This window comes from Pandoraea commovens, from assembly GCF_902459615.1.
Classification (GTDB): domain Bacteria; phylum Pseudomonadota; class Gammaproteobacteria; order Burkholderiales; family Burkholderiaceae; genus Pandoraea; species Pandoraea commovens.
Window position 1 is genome coordinate 329,032 of sequence record NZ_CABPSA010000001.1, and the last position, 18,603, is coordinate 347,634.

Consider the following 18,603-nt stretch of genomic DNA (forward strand, 5'->3'; position numbering starts at 1 on the left):
ATTGATTCTGAAAATCGACCATGACATCGAAGAAGGATTTCCTGACGCGTGAGGAGGCGCTGGCGACGTTGGGCGTCAAGACCGCGACGCTCTACACCTATGTGAGCCGGGGTCTGATTCGCAGCACGCCCGCGCAGGGGACGAACCGGCATCTATATGCGCGCGACGATGTCGAGCGCTTTGCCGCTCGTGGCCGCGGACGTCTGCCGCGTGCCGTCGCCGCCGCGACGTCGATGCGCTGGGGCGAGCCTGTGGTGATGTCGTCCATTACGGCGATCGACGCACGCGGCCCGGCCTATCGCAATCGTCCGGCGGCAGACCTCGCCATGGCCGGATATGCGTTCGAGGTCGTGGCCAAGTTCCTCGTGACGGGACAGTGGCACGACGCCGAGGCCGACTGGCCGGCGACCCACGTCCCTCCTGATGTGCAATCGCTGCTGGACATGCGTGCCGGTGAGGTCGCGCCCGCCGACATCGGTCACTTCATGGCGATGCTCGCGCTCGCAATGAGCACACGGGGGCGCGATTTGCATGACGTCTCCAGCGAGGCGGCGATGCCTGCGCTACGCACGATGCTGGAGGTCTTTGCCGGGGGCTTCGGCTACCTGTCGCCGACGGGTCGCCATGTTGCGCGCAGGCCCGGCGAGCGGCTGGCCGTCCATGCGCTGCGTGCCAGCGGTGCGCCGGTCACGCCCGAAGCGGTTGCCGCTATCGACGCCACGCTGATCATCCTCGCCGACCACGAGCTTGCTCCGGCGACGTTTGCGGCACGCGTGGCCGCATCGAGCGATGCCGGTTTGTACAACTGCATCGCATCGGCGATCAGCACGCATGTCGGCTACGCGACGGGGGCGGGGACGGCACGCGTCGAGACCCAACTGTTCGAGACGTGCACGCCGAAGGCCTTATCGGGGAAAATCAAACGCGTGCGCGATCACGGCGTCGCGCTGTTCGGCTTCAATCATCCGCTCTACCCCGAAGGCGATCCGCGTGCAACGTTGATTCTTTCGCTCGCCGCCCGATGCGGTGCCGACCGTCCTGATGTTAAGCACATCCTGGGTTTCATCGAGCGCGTGAAAGACGAGACGAAGATGACGCCGGGCCTCGCTGTCGCGCTCGTCGCCCTCGCCCGTGCGCTGGACATGCCGCGCGGCAGCGCTGCGGCCGTCTGGATACTCGCACGCACCGCCGGATGGTGCGCCCACGTGGTCGAGCAATACGCGCAGGCGTTCATGTTGCGTCCGCGCGCCACCTACATTTCCTCCGTGTCATGAACCCTCACCGTATCGATTTCGCTTCGTTGTCCCTTTTCAATCTGATCGCGCGCACGGGCAGCATCAGCAAGGGCGCGGCGTTGGCGCACCTCGCGGTCGGCGCGGCCAGCAAACGGATCTCAGACCTGGAGCACGCGGTCGGCACGGCGTTGCTGGAACGTCATTCGCGCGGCGTGACGCTGACGGTCGCCGGTCAGGCGTTGTACCGGCACGCGCAACGCATCCTGACCGATGTCGATGTGCTGGCCGCCGAGCTCTCCGACTTCACCTCCGGTATCGTCGGCGTGGTGCGCCTTTGGGCCAACACATCGGCCGTGACGCAGTTCCTGCCACGTCAGTTGGCGAGCTTCACGAAAGCCAATCCCGGTATACGGATCGAGCTTGAAGAGAAGAACAGTAACGAGATCGTGCTGGCGGTACTCGACGGGCGCGCCGACATCGGCATCTTTGCGGATCGAACACCGGCGCTGGGCCTGCAATGCCTCGACTATCGCGAGGATCATCTGAGCCTCGTGGTGCCTAAGGGGCATGCGCTGTCACGTCGTCGCGAGGTGTATTTCAATGAAGTGCTGGACTACGATTTCGTCAGCCTGTCGGAGGGGACATCGCTCGCCAATCGGCTTCAGATGGAGACGGAAGCGCTTGGACGCCGTCTGAAGTTGCACATTCAGGTGCGCAGCTTCGACGCGATGTGTCAGATGGTGGCGGCGGGCATGGGCATTGCCGTACTGCCGTCCGACGCCGTGCGGGCGCTGGCGCGCTCGCTGAATCTGCGTCAGATCTCGTTGAAAGACGCATGGGCCGAGCGGCGGTTGCTGATCGGATTGCGCGACGTGAACGCCGTGCCGCGCCACGTCCGCACGCTGATCGAGCACCTTCGCTCGAGTCGCGACGCCTGATTCCCTCGACGCTCACGATCCCCCAATATCCCACCCACTGTCCTTCCTGTATCACCAGCTTTCGCATTTCGCGAAAGCTCGGTTCGCGCCTTTGGGCTTCAGTCCTGACTTGCCTGCGACCAGAATTCCAGTACGCGCCACACAGAGCGCCGTTCTGGCGATGCAGTGCGAGTCGTCCGGCAAGTCCTCGCGCTTGCGGCCTCCGCTGCCATCCAATTCATCAGGAGACAGTCATGGCTCGCACCGAGTCGATTCCCGTTCCATCCACCGGTACGCTGGCGGACACCGAAATATCGCAAATCGTTCGCAAGATCGCCTGGCGCATCATGCCGTTGATCATGGTGTGCTACCTGTTTGCGTTCTTCGATCGCATCAACATCAGTTTTGCCAAATTCTCATTGCAGACGGATCTGGGGCTGAGCGACACGGCTTACGGGCTGGGCGCTGGCCTGTTCGTCGTGGGCTACGTGCTGTTCGAGGTGCCGAGCAATCTCATGCTTTACAAAGTGGGGGCACGACGCTGGATCGCCCGCATTATGGTCTCGTGGGGCATCGCTACGGCGCTGATGGTCTTCGTTCAGACCGAGTGGCAGTTTTACTTCCTGCGCTTTCTGATCGGCGCGATGGAAGCGGGCTTCGCGCCCGGCGTGCTGTTCTATCTGACGCTGTGGTTTCCTACGGCCTATCGGGGACGCATGACCTCCCTGCTTTTTCTCGCGTCGGCCTTTGCAGGCTTGCTGGGCGCACCCGCGTCGGGTCTTGTCCTATCGCAACTCGACGGCGTATTCGCCATCCGTGGCTGGCACTGGCTCTTTCTTGTGGGCGGTATCCCTTGCGTGCTGCTCGGCTTCGTCGTCTACAAAGTGCTTAACGACCGAATCGAAGATGCGCGCTGGCTCAAGCCTGCGGAGAAGTCTGTGCTGCTCGCCAACATCACGCATCAGAACCGACATATCGGCGGGCATTCGTTGCTCGATGCCGTAAAGACGCCGGGCTTCCTGACGCTGGGTCTCGTCTACTTCCTGATTCAGGTCAGCTCTTACGGCCTGAACTTCTGGGCACCCCACATGATCCGCGCGTCCGGTATCAGCAACTCGACGACCATCGGTCTTCTGACGGCGGTGCCCTACCTCTGCGGTGCGATTGCGATGGTGATCGTCGGGCAGTTGTCCGACCGGTCCGGCGAGCGCCGCAAGTACGTGATCGGACTGATGCTGCTGGCTGCGCTGGGCTTCTTCAGCGCGGGGATGTTCGACAAGCAGACCGCCGTGCTGGTGATCTCGCTCGCCGCCATCGGTGCAGGCGTCGTGGCTGCGATTCCCGCGTTCTGGGCGTTGCCTCCGAAGCTCGTGACCGGCGCAGGCGCCGCCGGTGGCATCGCGCTCATCAATACGCTGGGGCAACTGGGCGGGATCGTCAGCCCGGTCGTGGTCGGCAGGATCAAGGACATGACGGGTAGCACTACACCGGCGCTGTATCTGATCGGTGGCCTCGGGCTGGTCTGTGTGGTGATCCTGACGATTGCGATGCCGGAGAAGCTGCGAGCGCGTGACTGAAAGATCCGCTTTTTGAGAGACGACGTATGAAGACCGATGAACAAGACCGTCCCGATGTTGCGCTGCGCGGCATTCGGGTCATCGAAATGGGGCAACTGATTGCCGGGCCGTTCGCCGGGAAGACGCTGGGCGAGTTTGGCGCAGACGTGATCAAGATCGAGCCGCCGGGTGCGGGCGACCCACTGCGCAACTGGCGCATGCTCAAGGAAGGCACGTCAGTCTGGTGGCAAGTGCAATCGCGCAACAAGCGCTCGATTGCGCTCGATCTGCGCAGCCCCGAAGGTCAGGACATCGCCCGTCAGTTGATCGCTTCGGCCGACGTTTTGATCGAGAACTTTCGCCCGGGAACGCTGGAGAGCTGGGGCATGGGCTGGGATGTCCTGTCCGAACTCAATCCCGGGCTGATCATGCTGCGCATTTCGGGTTACGGTCAGACCGGCCCCTACCGCGATCTGCCGGGGTTCGGCGCCATCGGCGAAGCCATGGGCGGATTGCGTCACCTGACGGGCGAACCGGGGCGCGTGCCGGTGCGCTGCGGCATTTCGATCGGCGACACGCTGGCTGCCTTGCACGGGACCATCGGTGTCCTGACCGCGCTGCATCACCGCAAGGTGAATGGTGGCAAGGGACAGGTCATCGACGTGGCGCTCAACGAAGCCGTACTCAACGTGATGGAAAGTCTGATTCCCGAGTACAGCGCGTTTGGCGCCGTGCGCGAAGCCGCTGGCAGCGCCCTGCCCGGCATCTCGCCCTCAAATGCCTATCGGTGCACCGACGGCTATGTGCTGATCGCTGGCAACGGCGACAGCATCTTCAAGCGCCTGATGCAGACCATCGGACGTGACGATCTCGCCGAGGATCCCAGTCTCGCGGACAACGCCGGTCGCACGAAGCGTGTTGTAGAACTGGACGCCGCCATTGGCGTCTGGACGGCGACGAAGACCGTCGTCGAGGTGCTGGACGCACTGGGTGAGGCGCGTGTGCCCGCAGGCAAGGTGTACACCGTCGCGGACATCGTCGCCGATCCGCATTACCGCGCTCGCGACATGATCGTTTCGCAGACCACGCGCGACGGCTATGCGCTGGAAGTGCCCGGTGTCATACCGAAGTTGATGGGCACACCGGGCACGATCCGGTCGTCCGCCCCGGGACTTGGCGACGATACCGACGACGTATTGGCACAACTCGGACTCTCGGCAAAGGACGTCGACGTCTTAAGAAGCAAAGGAGTGATTGCATGACCGTGTGGCATGGCGGCGGCCGACGCATTTACATGAACGAAGTGGGAACCCGCGATGGTTTTCAGGCGGAGTCGGCGTTCATTCCAACCGACGACAAGATCGCGATGGTGAACGCGCTTTCGCGCGCGGGTATGAACAAGGTCGAAGTGACCGCGTTCGTGTCGCCGAAAGTCATTCCCGCGTTGCGCGATGCCGAGGCGGTGATGCAAGGGATCGAGCGCATGCCGGGCGTCGTCTACAGCGCGCTGGTGCCGAACCTCAAGGGCGCTGAGCGCGCGATGGCCTGCGGCGTGGGCGAACTGAATCTGGTGATGTCGGCCAGCGAGAGCCACAATCTGGCCAACCTGCGCATGACCCGTGATCAGTCCATCGACGCATTGAGCCAGGTCGTCGACGCGGCCAAGGGGGCTTCGGTTCCGGTGAATATCTCGCTCTCATGCGTCTTCGGCTGCCCCATGGAAGGCGATGTGCCGGAGTCGGACGTCTTCGCACTGTGCGAGCGCTTCGTGGGCGGCATGGGCGTTGCGGGCGTGACGCTGTGCGACACCACCGGCATGGCCTACCCCGGTCAGGTACGCACGCTGGTCAGCGAATTCAGGGCGCGGTGGCCTCAGACCGAATTGACGCTGCACTTCCACAACACGCGCGGCATGGGCTTATCGAATGTGCTGGCGGCCATCGACGCGGGGGCGGATCGCTTCGACGCGTCGCTGGGCGGCATCGGCGGATGTCCTTACGCACCGGGCGCGACCGGCAATGTGTGCACCGAGGAAATCGTGCATGCGCTGGAGCTGATGGGGTACGACACCGGCGTCGATCTGGCGAAGTTGATCGATGCGTCGAATCGCCTTCCGGCGCTGATCGGTCACGATACACCCAGTCAGATCGTGAAAGCGGGTCGTCGACTTGACCTCCATCCGCTGCCCAAGGATATGGACGCCATTCGGGAACGTGCGCTGGGCGTGACGCCACGCGCCACAGTCTGAAACGCGGCCCTCTGCTTTGCGTCTTCCAACGAAAAAAGGGTTCCGGGAGATCCCGGAACCCTTTGATGCTTCGCGCTACTTAAAGGTCATTACAGCGCCATATCCGGCGTCTTCTTCACGACACCCGGATTCGCCATCGGCGCATTGTCAGGCACAACGCCATTCAGGCTCGGCGGTGCGATGGCCAGTTGCAGCGTTTCGGCCGTCGTCGCCCACTCGGTGGCGAGCATCTGCGGATTGTCGTGGAGCTTCTTGCCGTAGCTCGGCACGATCTCGCGAATCTTCTGTTGCCACGCGGGCGTCTTCATCTGCTCCGGGAAAACGCGCTCGAGAAGCGACAGCATGATCGCAGGCGAAGTCGAGCCGCCCGGCGATGCGCCGAGCAGGGCCGACACCGTGCGGTCGCTCGACACCACGACTTCCGTACCGAGCTTCAGTACGCCGCCCTTCTCCGGATCGTTCTTGATGATCTGCACGCGCTGACCGGCTTCCCACAGACGCCAGTCTTCGTTCTTCGCTTCCGGCATGTAGTGACGAAGCGCCGCCATCTTCTCGTCCATCGACAGTCGCAGTTGCTGCGCGAGGTACTTCACGAGCGCGAACTCATGCACGCCCACCTGCAACTGGGGAATGACGTTCGACGGCGTTGCTGCCTTCGCGAGGTCGAAGTACGAGCCGTTCTTGAGGAACTTGCTCGACCACGTCGCGAACGGCCCGAACAGGATGACCTTCTTGCCGTCGAGCACGCGGGTGTCCAGGTGGGGCACCGACATGGGGGGCGAACCGGTATCCGCGAGACCGTAGACCTTGGCCAGATGGCGCGAAGCAATCTCGGGCTTTTCGGTGACGAGGAACTCGCCGCCCACCGGGAAACCGCCGTATTGCTTGGCTTCCGGAATGCCTGACAGTTGCAGCAGCGGGAGTGCAGCGCCGCCCGCGCCGATGAACACATTGCGTGCATCCACCGTCTGGATCTTCGAGCTGTCGTTCATATCGAACGCGGATACGCGCCAGCTACCGTCTTCGTTACGGGTGATCGAACGGACTTCGTAACCGGTCGAGACCTTCACGCCGGACTTCTCGGTCAGGTGCTTGTAGAACTGACGGGTGATCTCGCCCAGATTGACGTCCGTGCCGAGCGGCGAGCGCGTGGCGGTGACCACCTCGTCAGGCTTGCGGCCTTCCATCATGATCGGAATCCACTCGGCGATCTTCGCCGGGTCGGTCGCCATTTCCATGCCTGCGAACAGCGGCGAAGCCTTCAGTGCTTCCACGCGCTTCTTGATGAACTCGCGGTTCTCTTCGCCGAACACAAGATTCATGTGCGGCGTGGAATTGATGAACTCACGCGGATTGCCCAGCACGCCCTGGCGCACCTGATGCGACCAAAACTGGCGCGAGATCTGGAAGTTCTCGTTGATGTTGATGGCCTGCGTGATATGGACGTTGCCCTTATCGTCCATCGGCGTGTAATTCAGTTCGCACAGGGCCGAGTGACCGGTACCGGCGTTATTCCAGCCGTTCGAGCTTTCTTCTGCGACCTTGTCCAGACGTTCGAAGACTTCGTAAGTCCAGTTCGGCTCCAGTTCGGACAGATAAACGCCGAGCGTCGCGCTCATGATGCCGCCGCCGATCAGCAGCACGTCGACCTTACGGTCCGCCTTGGCGGCGCGGTACTGACTGCCGAAGAAGTACGAATATCCGGCCCACACCGCAGCGGCGCCAACGGCGGTGCCCAGGAATTTGCGGCGGGTAAAGCGCTTGCGGCCGCTACCTGGCACCGGCTTCTTATCGGTTTGAGTCATGGGAATCAGTCACCTTATCAATTACGTGTGGCGTCGCCATCTTCCACACGCCGGGGGGAAAGCGCACGCTTGGCGGGCGTGCTGGCGGGATTCGGACCGACAGACGTCATCCAGCCGGTGTTTCGGCAGATAGCACAAGCCGAGCATCGAAAACGCCGGATTGTAGCTGAAACCGTCTAAAACATGGGTGGAAACCCTAATATTGAAGTGGGGGTCAGATGAAATTTCCCGAGAAACAACGGCTTTTCACCCGCTTTCTGACCCTATTTCGACCCTATTTCGGCCTTAATCGAGCGTCTGCTTGAATATCCGCAAAGCCGAATCGTCTTGATGCTAAACGCGTGCGGGTTGACGTTCGAATGCCGTCCCAAAGCGGGACTTTGTTTTCGAAATGACGTGAATCCGGCAACATCGATCCTCTTAATACGATCCAGTCATTTCGGAGCGCGCAATGCCGGTTTTCATGTCCAGATTGATCCTCTACGTCCGTGATGTTGAGTTGTTGAAAGCGTTTTACCGGACGCATTTCGCCTTCCCTGTGATCGAAGAAATCGAGAACGAATGGGCGGCGCTCAAAGCCGGTGAAGTGGAGATTGCACTGCACCGCGTCGGCGCGGCCTATCGAGACCGTCCGTCGAGCGGCGAGACGTCGAACGCAAAACTCGTCTTCTCGGTGGAATCAGGGCTGGAGGATTTGCGGGAGGCGCTGCTTAACGCGGGCGTCAAGATGCGTGAAATGAAGCGCTACGATGGCTTCCCACAATCGATGTGCGATGGGGAGGATCCGGAGGGCAACGTCTTCCAGCTTTCACAGCGCGACTAGCTTCGGCTGAGATGGCGGTCGACGACGGCGTGCAACGCGTCGGTCCCGGCGAAGATCGTCTGGCCGCCGCCGTCATACGTCCCGTGCGCGTGGACGCCTAACCCGGCTTCACGGCAAATCACCGATCCGGCGGCGATATCCCAGATGCTTGTGTGTTTTTCCAGATAGCCGTCGACGAACCCGAGCGCAGCGAAGCCAAGGCCAATGGTGGCGCACCGATACTCGGCCAAGCCCCAACCCGATGTCCGCAACGCGTATTCGACCTGAGCGATTTCGGTGGCTGGCCAACGGGCGTTGTCGCCTACGGCTGCAAGATGAACGGACGGAAAGTCGATATTTCGTTCAAACGACTGCCCGTTGCGTGATACGCCGCGCCCGCGCGCAGCGCTTAGCGTCACGCCCAGCGAGGGATAGGCGATGACACCGACGACCGGCTCATCGTCCTCGACAAAACCCAGCGACACGCCCCACAGCGGCGATCCGCGCAGAAAATTGGCGGTGCCGTCGATGGGATCAATGGCCCAGAAGGCGTTCGAGCCTTTTCCGCCCATCTCTTCCCCCATCACATCGTCTTCTGACAAGTCGATCGCCAGCGCTTCGCGAATGCGGCGTTCGATCATCCGGTCGGCTTCGGACACATATTCGCGCGCCCCCTTCTCCTCGAGCGCGAAGCGCCCGCGTGCGTCAAACAATTCAAGCGCCGAGCGCGCGGCCTCGTGGACGATGCACACTGCGACGGCCAATCGTTGGTCAATGTCAGGCATAAATGAGGTTCGATGGCTGGCCGGAATCGGCTCACGACATTCTGGCTTTTTGACGCGACACTTTTGCGTCATTACCGACAGCGCTTCTCTGCACCGGCCTGTCCCGTGCGCCGATGCTATGCTGCAAGTGCATTCGTTCGCATTCCCACCCGCGTCCGACGGAGGTCATCATGACGGAAACCGACGTACTGGCTATCGAACAGCGAGCAACGGCGCTCGTGCACGCGCAGGTGCTCGGCATGCTACTTGCGCACATCAATCATCTCGATGCCACACCTGCCCCTGCCTTCGATTGCTTCCGGGAGGCCGCAATGGACGAGATACGGCAATCACTGGTCGTTCGCTGCGGCATGTCCGGCCCGGCGTACGACGAACTCGAACGGCTCTTCGCCGCGCTAGCCCGTGCCTCGGACGACGTCTTCACCGTCGCCGATCACCACAACGCCCGATTCTTCCGCCAACTGCACGAACGAAAGGTCGCAGAAGAGCCTGCGCTGGACTGACGCGGACGGCGAAACACCAGCGTCGCGTCAGCGCCAGTCGCACGGGAAACGCCTGTCAATAGGTGGCGTCGAACGCCTTTTGCACTTTGTCTGCGGCGCTCACGCCGTTGCCGATGAGGAGTTGCGTCAGTACCCGGGCCTTCTGCGGATTCAGATCGTACGAGACGACGAACCCCGTCTTGTCGTCGGAGACTTCGACGTTGCGGTTGACGAACCCGGCACCCACGCGCGACGACCTGACCACGACAATGCCCTTGCGCGCAGCGGCTTCGAGTGCATCGAGTGCCGCTTTGGAGGCATTGCCATCGCCTACGCCCGCGAGCACGATGCCCTTGGCGTCGCGTCGCACGGCATCGTCGATCTGGGTAGCATCCATGTCGGCGTGCGCGTAGACGATGTCGACGCGCGGCAAACCGGCATTGGGCACGGCCAGCGAACCTTTTCGACCCGCCGGTGCTGCGGCCAGATACCGGATCGATGCAGGATCGACGTATCCGAGTGGCCCGCCGTTCGGGTTTTGAAACGTCTGCACTGATGTTGTATTCGTCTTGGTGACCCAGCGCGGCGAGTGAATCGTGTCGTTCAGAACGACGAGCACACCCCGGTTGCGGGACTGCGCACTGGCGGCCACTTCGACAGCTTCGTAAAGATTGCCCGGACCGTCGGCACTCACCGCCGTACTCGGGCGCATCGAGCCGACCAGCACGACCGGCTGGCTCGTGGCGAGCACGTTATCGAGGAAGAACGCGGTTTCCTCCATGGTGTCGGTGCCGTGCGTGATCACGATGCCGTCGGCCTCGTTGCGCTCGAACGCCTGCTTGATGCGCGCGGCCAGCTGATACCAGACCTTGCTGTTCATATCCTGCGAGCCGATGTTCGAAATCTGCTCCGCTTTGATCGTGGCCAGCTTGTCCAGACCCGGCACGCTGGCCGTCAGTTGCTCGCCCGTTACGCCGCCGGCGTTGTAGCCGATGGCCGAGCGCGCGTCGCCTGTGCTGGCGATAGTGCCGCCGGTCGCGAGCACGAGAATGCGCGGCTTGGGTTGGTCCGAACCGGCGGCGTTGGCCGTCAAGGCGTAACTGCCAGCGCTCAACGTCAGTGCAGCAATCGCGATCGAGTGCATCAGAACCTGGCAAGGGGTCTTCGACGATGTCATGAATTCGCTCCTGTTATGTCGTTTATCGAGCATCGCGCCGAGAGCTGGCGTGATGTCCGACATATTGACAATTTTTGGACTGCGAAGGAAGAGGCCGAAGATTCCCACGAGGTCGACGTTTCAGGTGTCGTCGAGTGACGTCGGCGCGCTCATGCGTGGGGTTCACCCATGAGGCTCAAGCATGGCAAACTCGACTGCGCCGCTGATCCAGCAGCCGGATTCGCGATTGCCGGGTTCGCGTAGCGCCACGCGAATGCACGATGGACGTCCCATGGCAAAGCCCTGATAGACGCGCATGGCCGACTCCCCGTTTGCCAGCAGCCCGTAATGCAGCACGCCGTAAAGCGTGGCGGCGGCGGCGATGCCCGTGGCGGCGTCCTCCGGATACCCCGACGAACGCGGGAACTGCCGCGCATGCAACTCCAGCGGGCGTGTACGCTCGACGGCGAACGGATACAGTCCGGTCGAATTGAGGACGTCGCACAATGCAGCGACTGCACCGAGGTTCGGCGTGAGCGTGTTCAGCTTTTCCACGGAGCGAATGGGCACCAGCGTCTTCGTGCGGCTCGTGCGGGCGTTGACAACGCCCATCGGCGCCAGATCGTCCACACCGATGCCAAGCACTTCGCAAATGGCGGCTACCCGCGTCGGGTCGTCCACCGGTTCGACGATGCCGCGCGGCTGGCCGACGTCAATGCGCTGCGTCGCTTCGTCGAAACGTACATCGACCAGACCGCTCAGCGTCTCCACGGTCGCACTTGCGGTCGTCCAGCGCCCCGCTTCACGCAACAGCCACATCGCGCCGAGCGTGGCATGCCCACACATCTCCATCTCATGTGCGGGGACGAAAAAGCGCAGACGAACCGTGTTGCGCGGATCGCTGGCCCGGCAGACGAATGCGCTTTCGTGACCGTAGCGGGCCGCAATTGCCATCATGTCATCCGACGAGAGGCTATCGGCGTCGAACACGACCGGGGCCGGGTTGCCGCCACCAGCACCGGCAGAGAACACATTGACGAAGCGCAAATCCGGTGCGGCGACCCCGGGCGAGGGAATGCTGTGGGGAACGAGGGTTGGGGTGGTCATCGGACACTCCTGATGGCAAGTGACGCAAGCATGCCCAACGTCGGAACGACAGTCGCCGTCAATCGGGCCAGTCCATGCGTCCGATCGGGCCAAACCTCGCTCAGGGCGGTACCACCGACGTTTTGGACAAAGACTATACTGGTCGCCTGCACGCCGGAATATGCTCTGGCAAACGTGTCATCCGGCCTGTCCAGCTAAGGAATCGAGAGTGAAGCCCTATCCCACCGCATCGCGTCATTTGTACGGAGATCGCATTGCCGATGTCCGGCACGTGAGCGTCGGTGAATACCGCACCCACCCTCACGCGCATGACGACGAGTACATGTTCCTGCTCCCCAGGACCGGGCAACTCGTGCTCAACGTCGAGTCGAATGTCGCGCCGGTACGTGTAGCGCCAAAGTCGTTCGTGGTGGTGCCGCCGCAGCGTGTTCACGATACGCGGGGCTACCGACCCGGGCAGGAGCATGTCGCCGTGTATGTCGCGAGCGATTTCGTCGCCTTTTGCGAACGCAAGGCACGACGCAAGCTCGCGTGCAGCCGCATCTCGATCTGGTCGGCACCGCTGGCCCTGCTCGATGCGGTTCGTGTCGCAGGCGACACGCGCACGACAAACGACGTCCCCCTCCCTGAGCTGGCTGCTTTCCGCGCGGATCTCGCGGTGCGCACGGTGGCTGTGAGTTGCGTCGAAGCCGGTTTGACGTCCGCTCCGATCCCGCAAAGTCCTAGCGATGCCCATGCCGAGATCGTGCGCGACATCCAGACGTTTCTGAATGCAACGCTCGATCAGCCAGTTACGCTCGATCGCGTCGCCTATGAATTCGGCCTGTCACGGCGCACATTGACGCGGATCTTTCGGGACGCCACAGGCGAGTCCGTCGTCGATTACCAGTCGCGACGCCGCGTGGAAGTCGCGGCAACATTGCTGCGCGCGCCCGGCATGACGGTGCTGGCCGTCGCAGCGGCTGTCGGACTGGACTCTCCGTCTTATCTCGCGCGCCTGTTCAGACAACACGGCTACGCACCGCCAAACGCCTTCAAGCAGGGCGCACCGGATATCGACTAATCTTCGCGGGCTTGCGAGTTCACACCTTCAGCGATTATTGTCCTGAGCGCGCGCGAATTGCTCCGAGAGCCACTCGGTGAAGACCTTCACGCGACGCGACAACTGACGGCTGTGCGGATAAAGCACCGAGACCGGCATCGGCGGCGGCGGATTGTCCGCCAGAACGATCTGCAACCGCCCCGCCGCCAACTCGCTTTCGATGCGATATCGCGGCACCTGAACGAGCCCAAGACCGGCGAGGGCCGCACCGGTATATAAATCCGCGCCGTTCACGGAAATGTTCGATTTCAACCGCCGGGTGACGTATTCGTCGTCAAGGCGAAAGTCCAGCGGTACGGGCCGCCCGGTCGCGCTGGATACATAGTCGACGGCAAGGTGCGCATCTAAATCCTCAATGTCGGCCGGCAGACCATAACGCTGCAAATACGCCGGACTGGCGACCGTGACCTGCTCCATCGTCGCGACCTGCCTTCCGACCAGCGACGAGTCTTGTAGCACCCCCGCGCGCAGCACGCAGTCCACCCCTTCCCTAACCATGTCGATCAGCCGGTCGTCCTCCCCGACATGCAAGGCGATGCCCGGATAGGCGTCAAGGAAAGTGCCGAGCGTGGGCATGATGAAGTGTTTGGCGAGCGTCCCCTGAAGATTCACCCGTAACAACCCTTTGGGCGGCGCATTGCGAAATGCCCCGTCGGTCTCCTCCAGATCGGCCAGCAGTCGCACGCAGCGGCGGTAGTACTCCTCCCCCTCCAGCGTCAACCGCACCTGGCGCGTCGTGCGCTCCAGCAACCGTACGCCGATGCGTGCCTCCAGCCGCTTGATCAGATTGGTGACAGTCGCACGCGGGATCTGCAGGTCGTCGGCCGCGAGCGAGAAGCTGTGCCGGTCGGCGATGCGCACGAAAACCTGCATTTCCTGAAATCTGTCCATGGTGTTCCGCCCCCCCGGGTGTTGTCGGTCATCCGCGCCGTTGCCCGTCATAGTGCCATCGATTTGTTAAAGCAAATGGAATTCTGAAAACAAATCGACACCAATTATCTTTCAAATGGAATGAACCAGAATGTCTTCACCAACCACCTGAACTGGAAACCACCATGAAAACGTCTCAAATCGCTCTGATCACCGGTGCTTCGCGCGGCATTGGCGCCACCATCGCGCGACGTCTCGCACGTGACGGCTTCTCCGTCGCCATCAACTACGCCTCGAACGCCGCCGAGGCCGACGCACTGGTGGCCGAACTGATCGAGGCAGGGACCGCGGCCATCGCCGTGAAGGCCGACGTCTCGAAGTCGGCCGAGGTGAAAGCGATGTTCGACACGGTCGAGCAGCAGCTCGGCAAGATCGACGTGCTCGTGAACAACGCCGGGATTCTCAAGACGGCGCCCCTCGCGCAGACCAGCGACGAACTGTACGAACAGAATTTCGCGATCAACACACGTGGCGTGTTCAATACGCTGCGCGAAGCGGCGACGCGCATGAACGAAGGCGGTCATATCGTCAATGTGTCCAGCACTACGCTCGGTCTGAACATGCCCGGCTACGCCATCTACAACGGCACCAAAGCGGCGGTGGAGTCCTTCACGCGTGTGTTCGCCAAGGAGTTGCGCGGACGTCGCATCACCGTCAACGCCGTTGCGCCGGGGCCGGTGGCGACTGAATTGTTTCTGAACGGCAAGACCGACGAGCAGATTCAGACCTTTGCCAAGATGCCACCGCTCGAACGCCTCGGGCAGCCCGACGATATTGCCAACGTCGTGGCGTTTCTCGCCGGTCCGGACAGCGCCTGGGTCAATGGTCAGGTGCTGCGCGCCAACGGCGGCGTGGTCTGAACGTCACAGCCATGAAGCGCTTTCGCCAAGCCGCCGTGCTGCTGTCGCTCACGGCGCTGATCGGAGCGATGGCCGCATGTGCGCGCCCCGACCCGCAGGAGACACCGTCCATGAAACCCAGCGTGACCTACTTGCACTTGCTGCGCCATACCCCGTTTTTCACCGAGCTGACGACCGAGCAGTTGCGGTGGGTCATCGGACACTCGCAGGAGTGGGAGGTGACCAAGGGGCAACCCATCGTCACACCGGAAAGCCAGAACGATTTCGACGGGTACTGGATCTTGCTGGATGGTGGATGGGATCTGGTCGTGGGCGGTCAACGCTACCCGAGCGGACACGCGGATCCGGGGAAATGGTTCAACCGTGGTCTCGTTAGCAACCACGATTTCCGGCTCGTTGCCAACGACCACAGTTACGTCATGCATATCGCCGCCGCCGATATGGACGACATGCTGGCGCGAGGTTTCAGGTTCGATCGTCACCTCGCCGCAGGAAAGCGGTTCTACGGCGGTTTGAATGCAAGCAACGGATTGCCTGCCGCGCAGTAGCGCAGGCGGTGTCGATTCCATCCGATTCCATCCGATTCCATCCGATTCCATCGAATTCAATCTGCGTTTTCTCGTGATTTTCTCTTCATAGGGAGCCATCGTCATGTCTCAAGCCGTGCCTCGAACCATTCTTATCACCGGTGCCTCGTCGGGCTTCGGCCTTATGACCGCCAAGGCGCTCGCCAAGGCTGGCCACACCGTCTACGCCTCCATGCGCGACACCTTGGGCAGGAATGCGCCGCGCGTAGAGGAAGTGGCGCAATGGGCGTCGGACAATGCCGTGGACCTGCGCACCGTCGAGCTGGACGTACAGTCGGAGGCGTCGGCTGCTGCTGCCATTCAGAGCGTGCTCGCCGACGTGGACCGTCTGGATGTCCTCATCCACAACGCGGGACATATGGTCTTCGGTCCCGCCGAAGCCTTCACGCCCGAACAAATGATTCAGCAGTACGACGTCAATGTGCTCGGTGCACAACGCGTCAATCGGGCCGCCTTGCCGCACCTGCGTAAGCAGGGTCGCGCGCTGATGTTGTGGGTGGGCTCGTCGTCGACGCGGGGCGGTACGCCGCCGTTCCTCGCACCGTACTTCGCTGCGAAGGCCGCCATGGATGCGCTGGCCGTGTCGTATTCGACAGAGCTTTCGCGTTGGGGCATTGAGACCACCATCATGGTGCCGGGCGCATTCACCAAGGGGACGAATCACTTCGCCCACTCGGGTAAGCCTGCCGATGCACATATCGCCGCCGAGTACGAGCAAGGGCCGTACGCGGGGGTGGCCGAAGCTGCGCTCAAAGGGCTCGCCAGTCTGGAGCCAAGCGACGCCGACCCTGCGGAAGTCGCGCGAGAGATCGTGCGTGTCGTCGATCTGCCGCACGGCCGTCGGCCGTTCCGCGTGCACGTCGACCCGTCGCAGGATGGCGCGGAAGTCGTCAATGCGGTGGCCGACCGCATGCGCCGTGAAATCCACAACGCCATCGGGCTTGGCGATTTGCTGACGCCACGTCAGGTGGCCGCCGCAGTCTGCGACAACGTATCGCGGTAAGCAAAGAGGCCCGGCACGCCGCCCGTGGCGGCGAAGCTGCTCAGTTTTACGCGCGCGGCGGACGCCCTCAGCCTTACGCAAAGCGCCATCTGCATGAAGCGGCTTAGTGCCTCAGTGCATGCGCCGTTATTGCCCGCCCTTTTTCTTCTTTCCCCGACGCTTGCCGACTGCCGATACGGCCTGTTCGACGTCAAGTTGTTCTGCGTCGGGGTCGAACGCTTTCCCGTCCAGCGCCGTGTCTGCCTCTGCCTTCGTGGCGGCCGCATACTCTTTGCTGAATTTGCCGCTGTCGAGCAGTTGCGGGGCGATGGTGTCGTTCGTAGGGATGCCCGGCACCCATTGCGCCACGTTGTCATCAAGTGCCGCAGTTTTCCCCGTCCCCCGATACTTGACGACCATCTCGTTCCACGCGCCACCATGAACATTGGCCCGCGAATGTTGGGAGAACGTCTGGTAGAAGATGGCATTACGACGCAGCGGGTCTTGTAGCTTTTCTTCGAGGGATTCGCGCAAGGGGTTGTGATCTTCACCCAAGGCAGAATGCGTCTTCCTGACGTGGAGACCCTCGCCCTTTTCGTCATGCCGATAGGCTCCCACGGACGATTGAATGTCTCCGTTGTCGAAGAAAACCGGCCGGGTAACCGAAGACCGCATCAATTTTGCGTGCTGGTGCAACTCTTGCTCGACAGGGTCCAGCTCGTCATCAGGCGCTTTGGATCGGAAGATCGATTTGGCGGTCTCGTTGAACAGACTGAAACCCGCGTTCAGATTTTCCGGCAGGAGCGCGGCGGCGGTGGCGCGATCTCGCAAGAAGACGGTATTTCTCAGATTGCCTTTGAGGTCGCCGTAGAGCAACGACGACGGTGCGGCGCCGAGTGGCGCGAGTCCTGACTCGGCCCTTTTCGTTTGCTCCTTGTGCGCCCTGAATCGCACCGGATCGAGGGCAACGTTCAGACTGTCGGCGCCCACCAGTTCCTTCCCGCCCTCCTCGCTTTCCCCCAATGTGGTCGACTCTGCGATGCGCTTAGGCTCGTGCCATGTGCGGTAAATCGCCCGGTTCTCGCCAAATGCCGTGTCGAGCGAATCCGCTTCCTCATGCGCGTCGATCGCGCCCTTGAGGTCAGTGCCAAACTTCAGTATGGCGGCAGCCGGTAGCGTTTGCAGGTGGCCGTGGAACGCGAGCAGCATCTCGCTCTTAAGCGCTTGTTTGACTTTTGGCTTCAGCGATTCGTCGTCATCGATTTCCGCAAGGCACTGCATGAATGCTGCGTAGGCATCTGCATCGTCATCTTCAGGCGCTTCATCGCGCCAAACGACGTCCGGCCGGTCGGAATGTCGCTCCCCGTTCTTCGGTTTCTCCGAACCACTGGCGAGACCCTCAACGACGGTACCCGTCACCACGGAAACCCAGGGATTCAGACGCGCCTGAAGCTCGAAACGTCCACCGGCAAACTGTCGGATACGTGCGTCCTTCGGACGAAGTTGGCCCACCTGACGCGCAATCGAAATCGGATCGGAGCTCGCGTCGATGCCTTTCATCTGCACCTGGCCGGACGTGACCGCGGCAGTGTTGCCGTTCAGTGCATCGGCCACTGGCGTCGCGTTGGGCTGGATGACGGGTTTGAGCGATTGCGCCAGATGGTGGAGATCGACGGCACCGACGTCGGGCCGCCGACTCAACGTAACTTCGCCGTCGTTGAGTGCACCTGCGAGACCGCGCGTGTAGAGATCGTCGGTGACACGCAGTTGCGCGGGCGTGGCCTCCGAGGGAAAAAGACTGCCGATGCGTTTGCGCTGTGCGATGACTCGAGGGCTGTCGTTCATGGCGCTTTGCAGACTGTGCAACTGCGCGGTGGCCGGCCGGTTATCGACAAATTGATAACGCTGTGTGGCCGCTTCAGCGCGGGACATCTCCGGCGCGACCGGGGTCCGATTGTCGTTATCCTGATGCGGCTTCGCATGGAATTGCATGGTCGGTGACGCTCCCGTCGGTTGTCCCGGCAATTCCGGCGGATTCTACTACGGAAG

17 protein-coding genes are annotated in these 18,603 nt (G+C 62.1%); 11 read left to right on the forward strand and 6 right to left on the reverse strand.

From position 1 onward, the window contains the following. The first annotated feature begins 20 nt into the window (after nt 1-20). The 5 genes from PCO31010_RS01380 (at nt 21) to PCO31010_RS01400 (ending at nt 5,956) form a co-directional block, all read left to right on the forward strand. A complete protein-coding gene (locus PCO31010_RS01380; protein WP_246184384.1) occupies nt 21-1,274 on the forward strand; it encodes a citrate synthase in 1,254 nt (417 codons plus the stop codon). Beyond that, nucleotides 1,271-2,173 (forward strand): LysR substrate-binding domain-containing protein, encoded by a 903-nt coding sequence (locus PCO31010_RS01385; protein WP_150662661.1) that lies wholly within the window; start codon nt 1,271-1,273, stop codon nt 2,171-2,173. Before PCO31010_RS01380 ends, PCO31010_RS01385 begins: the two co-directional genes overlap by 4 nt. A 233-nt stretch (nt 2,174-2,406) precedes the next feature. Further along, nucleotides 2,407-3,729: an MFS transporter gene (locus PCO31010_RS01390; RefSeq protein ID WP_150662662.1), complete on the forward strand. Its 1,323-nt coding sequence runs from the start codon at nt 2,407-2,409 to the stop codon at nt 3,727-3,729. A gap of 26 nt (nt 3,730-3,755) precedes the next feature. After that, on the forward strand, nt 3,756-4,970 hold the full coding sequence (locus tag PCO31010_RS01395) for a CaiB/BaiF CoA transferase family protein (protein WP_150662663.1): 1,215 nt from the start codon (nt 3,756-3,758) through the stop codon (nt 4,968-4,970). Continuing rightward, nucleotides 4,967-5,956 (forward strand): hydroxymethylglutaryl-CoA lyase, encoded by a 990-nt coding sequence (locus PCO31010_RS01400; RefSeq protein ID WP_150662664.1) that lies wholly within the window; start codon nt 4,967-4,969, stop codon nt 5,954-5,956. Before PCO31010_RS01395 ends, PCO31010_RS01400 begins: the two co-directional genes overlap by 4 nt. Before the next feature lie 89 nt (nt 5,957-6,045). Here the strand turns inward: PCO31010_RS01400 and mqo are convergent, their stop codons facing one another. Then, nucleotides 6,046-7,761: a malate dehydrogenase (quinone) gene (mqo, locus tag PCO31010_RS01405; protein WP_150662665.1), complete on the reverse strand. Its 1,716-nt coding sequence runs from the start codon at nt 7,759-7,761 to the stop codon at nt 6,046-6,048. Nucleotides 7,762-8,212: 451 nt separating this feature from the next. Between mqo and PCO31010_RS01410 the strand changes: the two genes are divergently transcribed. Continuing rightward, on the forward strand, nt 8,213-8,584 hold the full coding sequence (locus PCO31010_RS01410; RefSeq protein WP_150662666.1) for a VOC family protein: 372 nt from the start codon (nt 8,213-8,215) through the stop codon (nt 8,582-8,584). Here the strand turns inward: PCO31010_RS01410 and PCO31010_RS01415 are convergent. Then, on the reverse strand, nt 8,581-9,420 hold the full coding sequence (locus PCO31010_RS01415; RefSeq protein WP_217426121.1) for an inositol monophosphatase family protein: 840 nt from the start codon (nt 9,418-9,420) through the stop codon (nt 8,581-8,583). The genes PCO31010_RS01410 and PCO31010_RS01415 overlap by 4 nt on opposite strands. A gap of 98 nt (nt 9,421-9,518) precedes the next feature. Here PCO31010_RS01415 and PCO31010_RS01420 point away from each other — a divergent pair, with 98 nt between their 5' ends. Continuing rightward, on the forward strand, nt 9,519-9,851 hold the full coding sequence (locus PCO31010_RS01420; RefSeq protein ID WP_150662667.1) for a hypothetical protein: 333 nt from the start codon (nt 9,519-9,521) through the stop codon (nt 9,849-9,851). 55 nt (nt 9,852-9,906) lie between these two features. Here the strand turns inward: PCO31010_RS01420 and PCO31010_RS01425 are convergent, their stop codons facing one another. Together PCO31010_RS01425 and PCO31010_RS01430 are read right to left on the reverse strand one after the other, a co-directional pair. Further along, nucleotides 9,907-11,007: an asparaginase gene (locus PCO31010_RS01425; RefSeq protein ID WP_246184385.1), complete on the reverse strand. Its 1,101-nt coding sequence runs from the start codon at nt 11,005-11,007 to the stop codon at nt 9,907-9,909. Nucleotides 11,008-11,169: 162 nt separating this feature from the next. After that, nucleotides 11,170-12,093 carry a PhzF family phenazine biosynthesis protein gene (locus PCO31010_RS01430; RefSeq protein ID WP_150662668.1) on the reverse strand — a complete coding sequence of 308 codons (924 nt, stop codon included), beginning with the start codon at nt 12,091-12,093 and terminating at the stop codon, nt 11,170-11,172. A gap of 208 nt (nt 12,094-12,301) precedes the next feature. Between PCO31010_RS01430 and PCO31010_RS01435 the strand changes: the two genes are divergently transcribed. Then, nucleotides 12,302-13,156, forward strand: a complete 855-nt coding sequence (locus tag PCO31010_RS01435; protein WP_150662669.1) for a helix-turn-helix transcriptional regulator — start codon at nt 12,302-12,304, stop codon at nt 13,154-13,156. A 27-nt stretch (nt 13,157-13,183) separates the two neighbouring features. On the opposite strand, the gene PCO31010_RS01440 is transcribed toward PCO31010_RS01435, so the two are convergent. Beyond that, nucleotides 13,184-14,086: a LysR family transcriptional regulator gene (locus PCO31010_RS01440; RefSeq protein WP_150663444.1), complete on the reverse strand. Its 903-nt coding sequence runs from the start codon at nt 14,084-14,086 to the stop codon at nt 13,184-13,186. Between the two features lie 164 nt (nt 14,087-14,250). Here PCO31010_RS01440 and PCO31010_RS01445 point away from each other — a divergent pair, with 164 nt between their 5' ends. The 3 genes from PCO31010_RS01445 to PCO31010_RS01455 all read left to right on the forward strand — a co-directional run bounded on the left by PCO31010_RS01445 (nt 14,251) and on the right by PCO31010_RS01455 (nt 16,575). Further along, nucleotides 14,251-14,985, forward strand: coding sequence for an SDR family oxidoreductase (locus tag PCO31010_RS01445; RefSeq protein ID WP_150662670.1), 735 nt, complete (start codon nt 14,251-14,253; stop codon nt 14,983-14,985). A gap of 11 nt (nt 14,986-14,996) precedes the next feature. Further along, nucleotides 14,997-15,533 (forward strand): hypothetical protein, encoded by a 537-nt coding sequence (locus PCO31010_RS01450; RefSeq protein WP_150662671.1) that lies wholly within the window; start codon nt 14,997-14,999, stop codon nt 15,531-15,533. A 103-nt stretch (nt 15,534-15,636) separates the two neighbouring features. Beyond that, nucleotides 15,637-16,575 (forward strand): SDR family oxidoreductase, encoded by a 939-nt coding sequence (locus PCO31010_RS01455; RefSeq protein WP_150662672.1) that lies wholly within the window; start codon nt 15,637-15,639, stop codon nt 16,573-16,575. A 126-nt stretch (nt 16,576-16,701) separates the two neighbouring features. Here PCO31010_RS01455 and PCO31010_RS01460 read toward each other — a convergent pair whose 3' ends face one another. Continuing rightward, complete coding sequence (locus PCO31010_RS01460; protein WP_174984201.1) at nt 16,702-18,546, reverse strand: hypothetical protein; 1,845 nt, start codon at nt 18,544-18,546, stop codon at nt 16,702-16,704. Nucleotides 18,547-18,603: the final 57 nt, after the last annotated feature.

Excerpts from the sequence above, each read along its gene's own strand:
- mqo (WP_150662665.1), bottom strand. The coding sequence starts at position 7,761 with ATGACTCAAACCGATAAGAAGCCGGTGCCAGGTAGCGGCCGCAAGCGC.
- PCO31010_RS01455 (WP_150662672.1), top strand. The coding sequence starts at position 15,637 with ATGTCTCAAGCCGTGCCTCGAACCATTCTTATCACCGGTGCCTCGTCG.
- PCO31010_RS01410 (WP_150662666.1), top strand. The coding sequence starts at position 8,213 with ATGCCGGTTTTCATGTCCAGATTGATCCTCTACGTCCGTGATGTTGAG.
- PCO31010_RS01390 (WP_150662662.1), top strand. The coding sequence starts at position 2,407 with ATGGCTCGCACCGAGTCGATTCCCGTTCCATCCACCGGTACGCTGGCG.
- PCO31010_RS01445 (WP_150662670.1), top strand. The coding sequence starts at position 14,251 with ATGAAAACGTCTCAAATCGCTCTGATCACCGGTGCTTCGCGCGGCATT.
- PCO31010_RS01400 (WP_150662664.1), top strand. The coding sequence starts at position 4,967 with ATGACCGTGTGGCATGGCGGCGGCCGACGCATTTACATGAACGAAGTG.
- PCO31010_RS01425 (WP_246184385.1), bottom strand. The coding sequence starts at position 11,007 with ATGACATCGTCGAAGACCCCTTGCCAGGTTCTGATGCACTCGATCGCG.
- PCO31010_RS01420 (WP_150662667.1), top strand. The coding sequence starts at position 9,519 with ATGACGGAAACCGACGTACTGGCTATCGAACAGCGAGCAACGGCGCTC.
- PCO31010_RS01415 (WP_217426121.1), bottom strand. The coding sequence starts at position 9,420 with ATGACGCAAAAGTGTCGCGTCAAAAAGCCAGAATGTCGTGAGCCGATT.
- PCO31010_RS01380 (WP_246184384.1), top strand. The coding sequence starts at position 21 with ATGACATCGAAGAAGGATTTCCTGACGCGTGAGGAGGCGCTGGCGACG.
- PCO31010_RS01430 (WP_150662668.1), bottom strand. The coding sequence starts at position 12,093 with ATGACCACCCCAACCCTCGTTCCCCACAGCATTCCCTCGCCCGGGGTC.
- PCO31010_RS01395 (WP_150662663.1), top strand. The coding sequence starts at position 3,756 with ATGAAGACCGATGAACAAGACCGTCCCGATGTTGCGCTGCGCGGCATT.
- PCO31010_RS01450 (WP_150662671.1), top strand. The coding sequence starts at position 14,997 with ATGAAGCGCTTTCGCCAAGCCGCCGTGCTGCTGTCGCTCACGGCGCTG.
- PCO31010_RS01385 (WP_150662661.1), top strand. The coding sequence starts at position 1,271 with ATGAACCCTCACCGTATCGATTTCGCTTCGTTGTCCCTTTTCAATCTG.
- PCO31010_RS01460 (WP_174984201.1), bottom strand. The coding sequence starts at position 18,546 with ATGCAATTCCATGCGAAGCCGCATCAGGATAACGACAATCGGACCCCG.
- PCO31010_RS01440 (WP_150663444.1), bottom strand. The coding sequence starts at position 14,086 with ATGGACAGATTTCAGGAAATGCAGGTTTTCGTGCGCATCGCCGACCGG.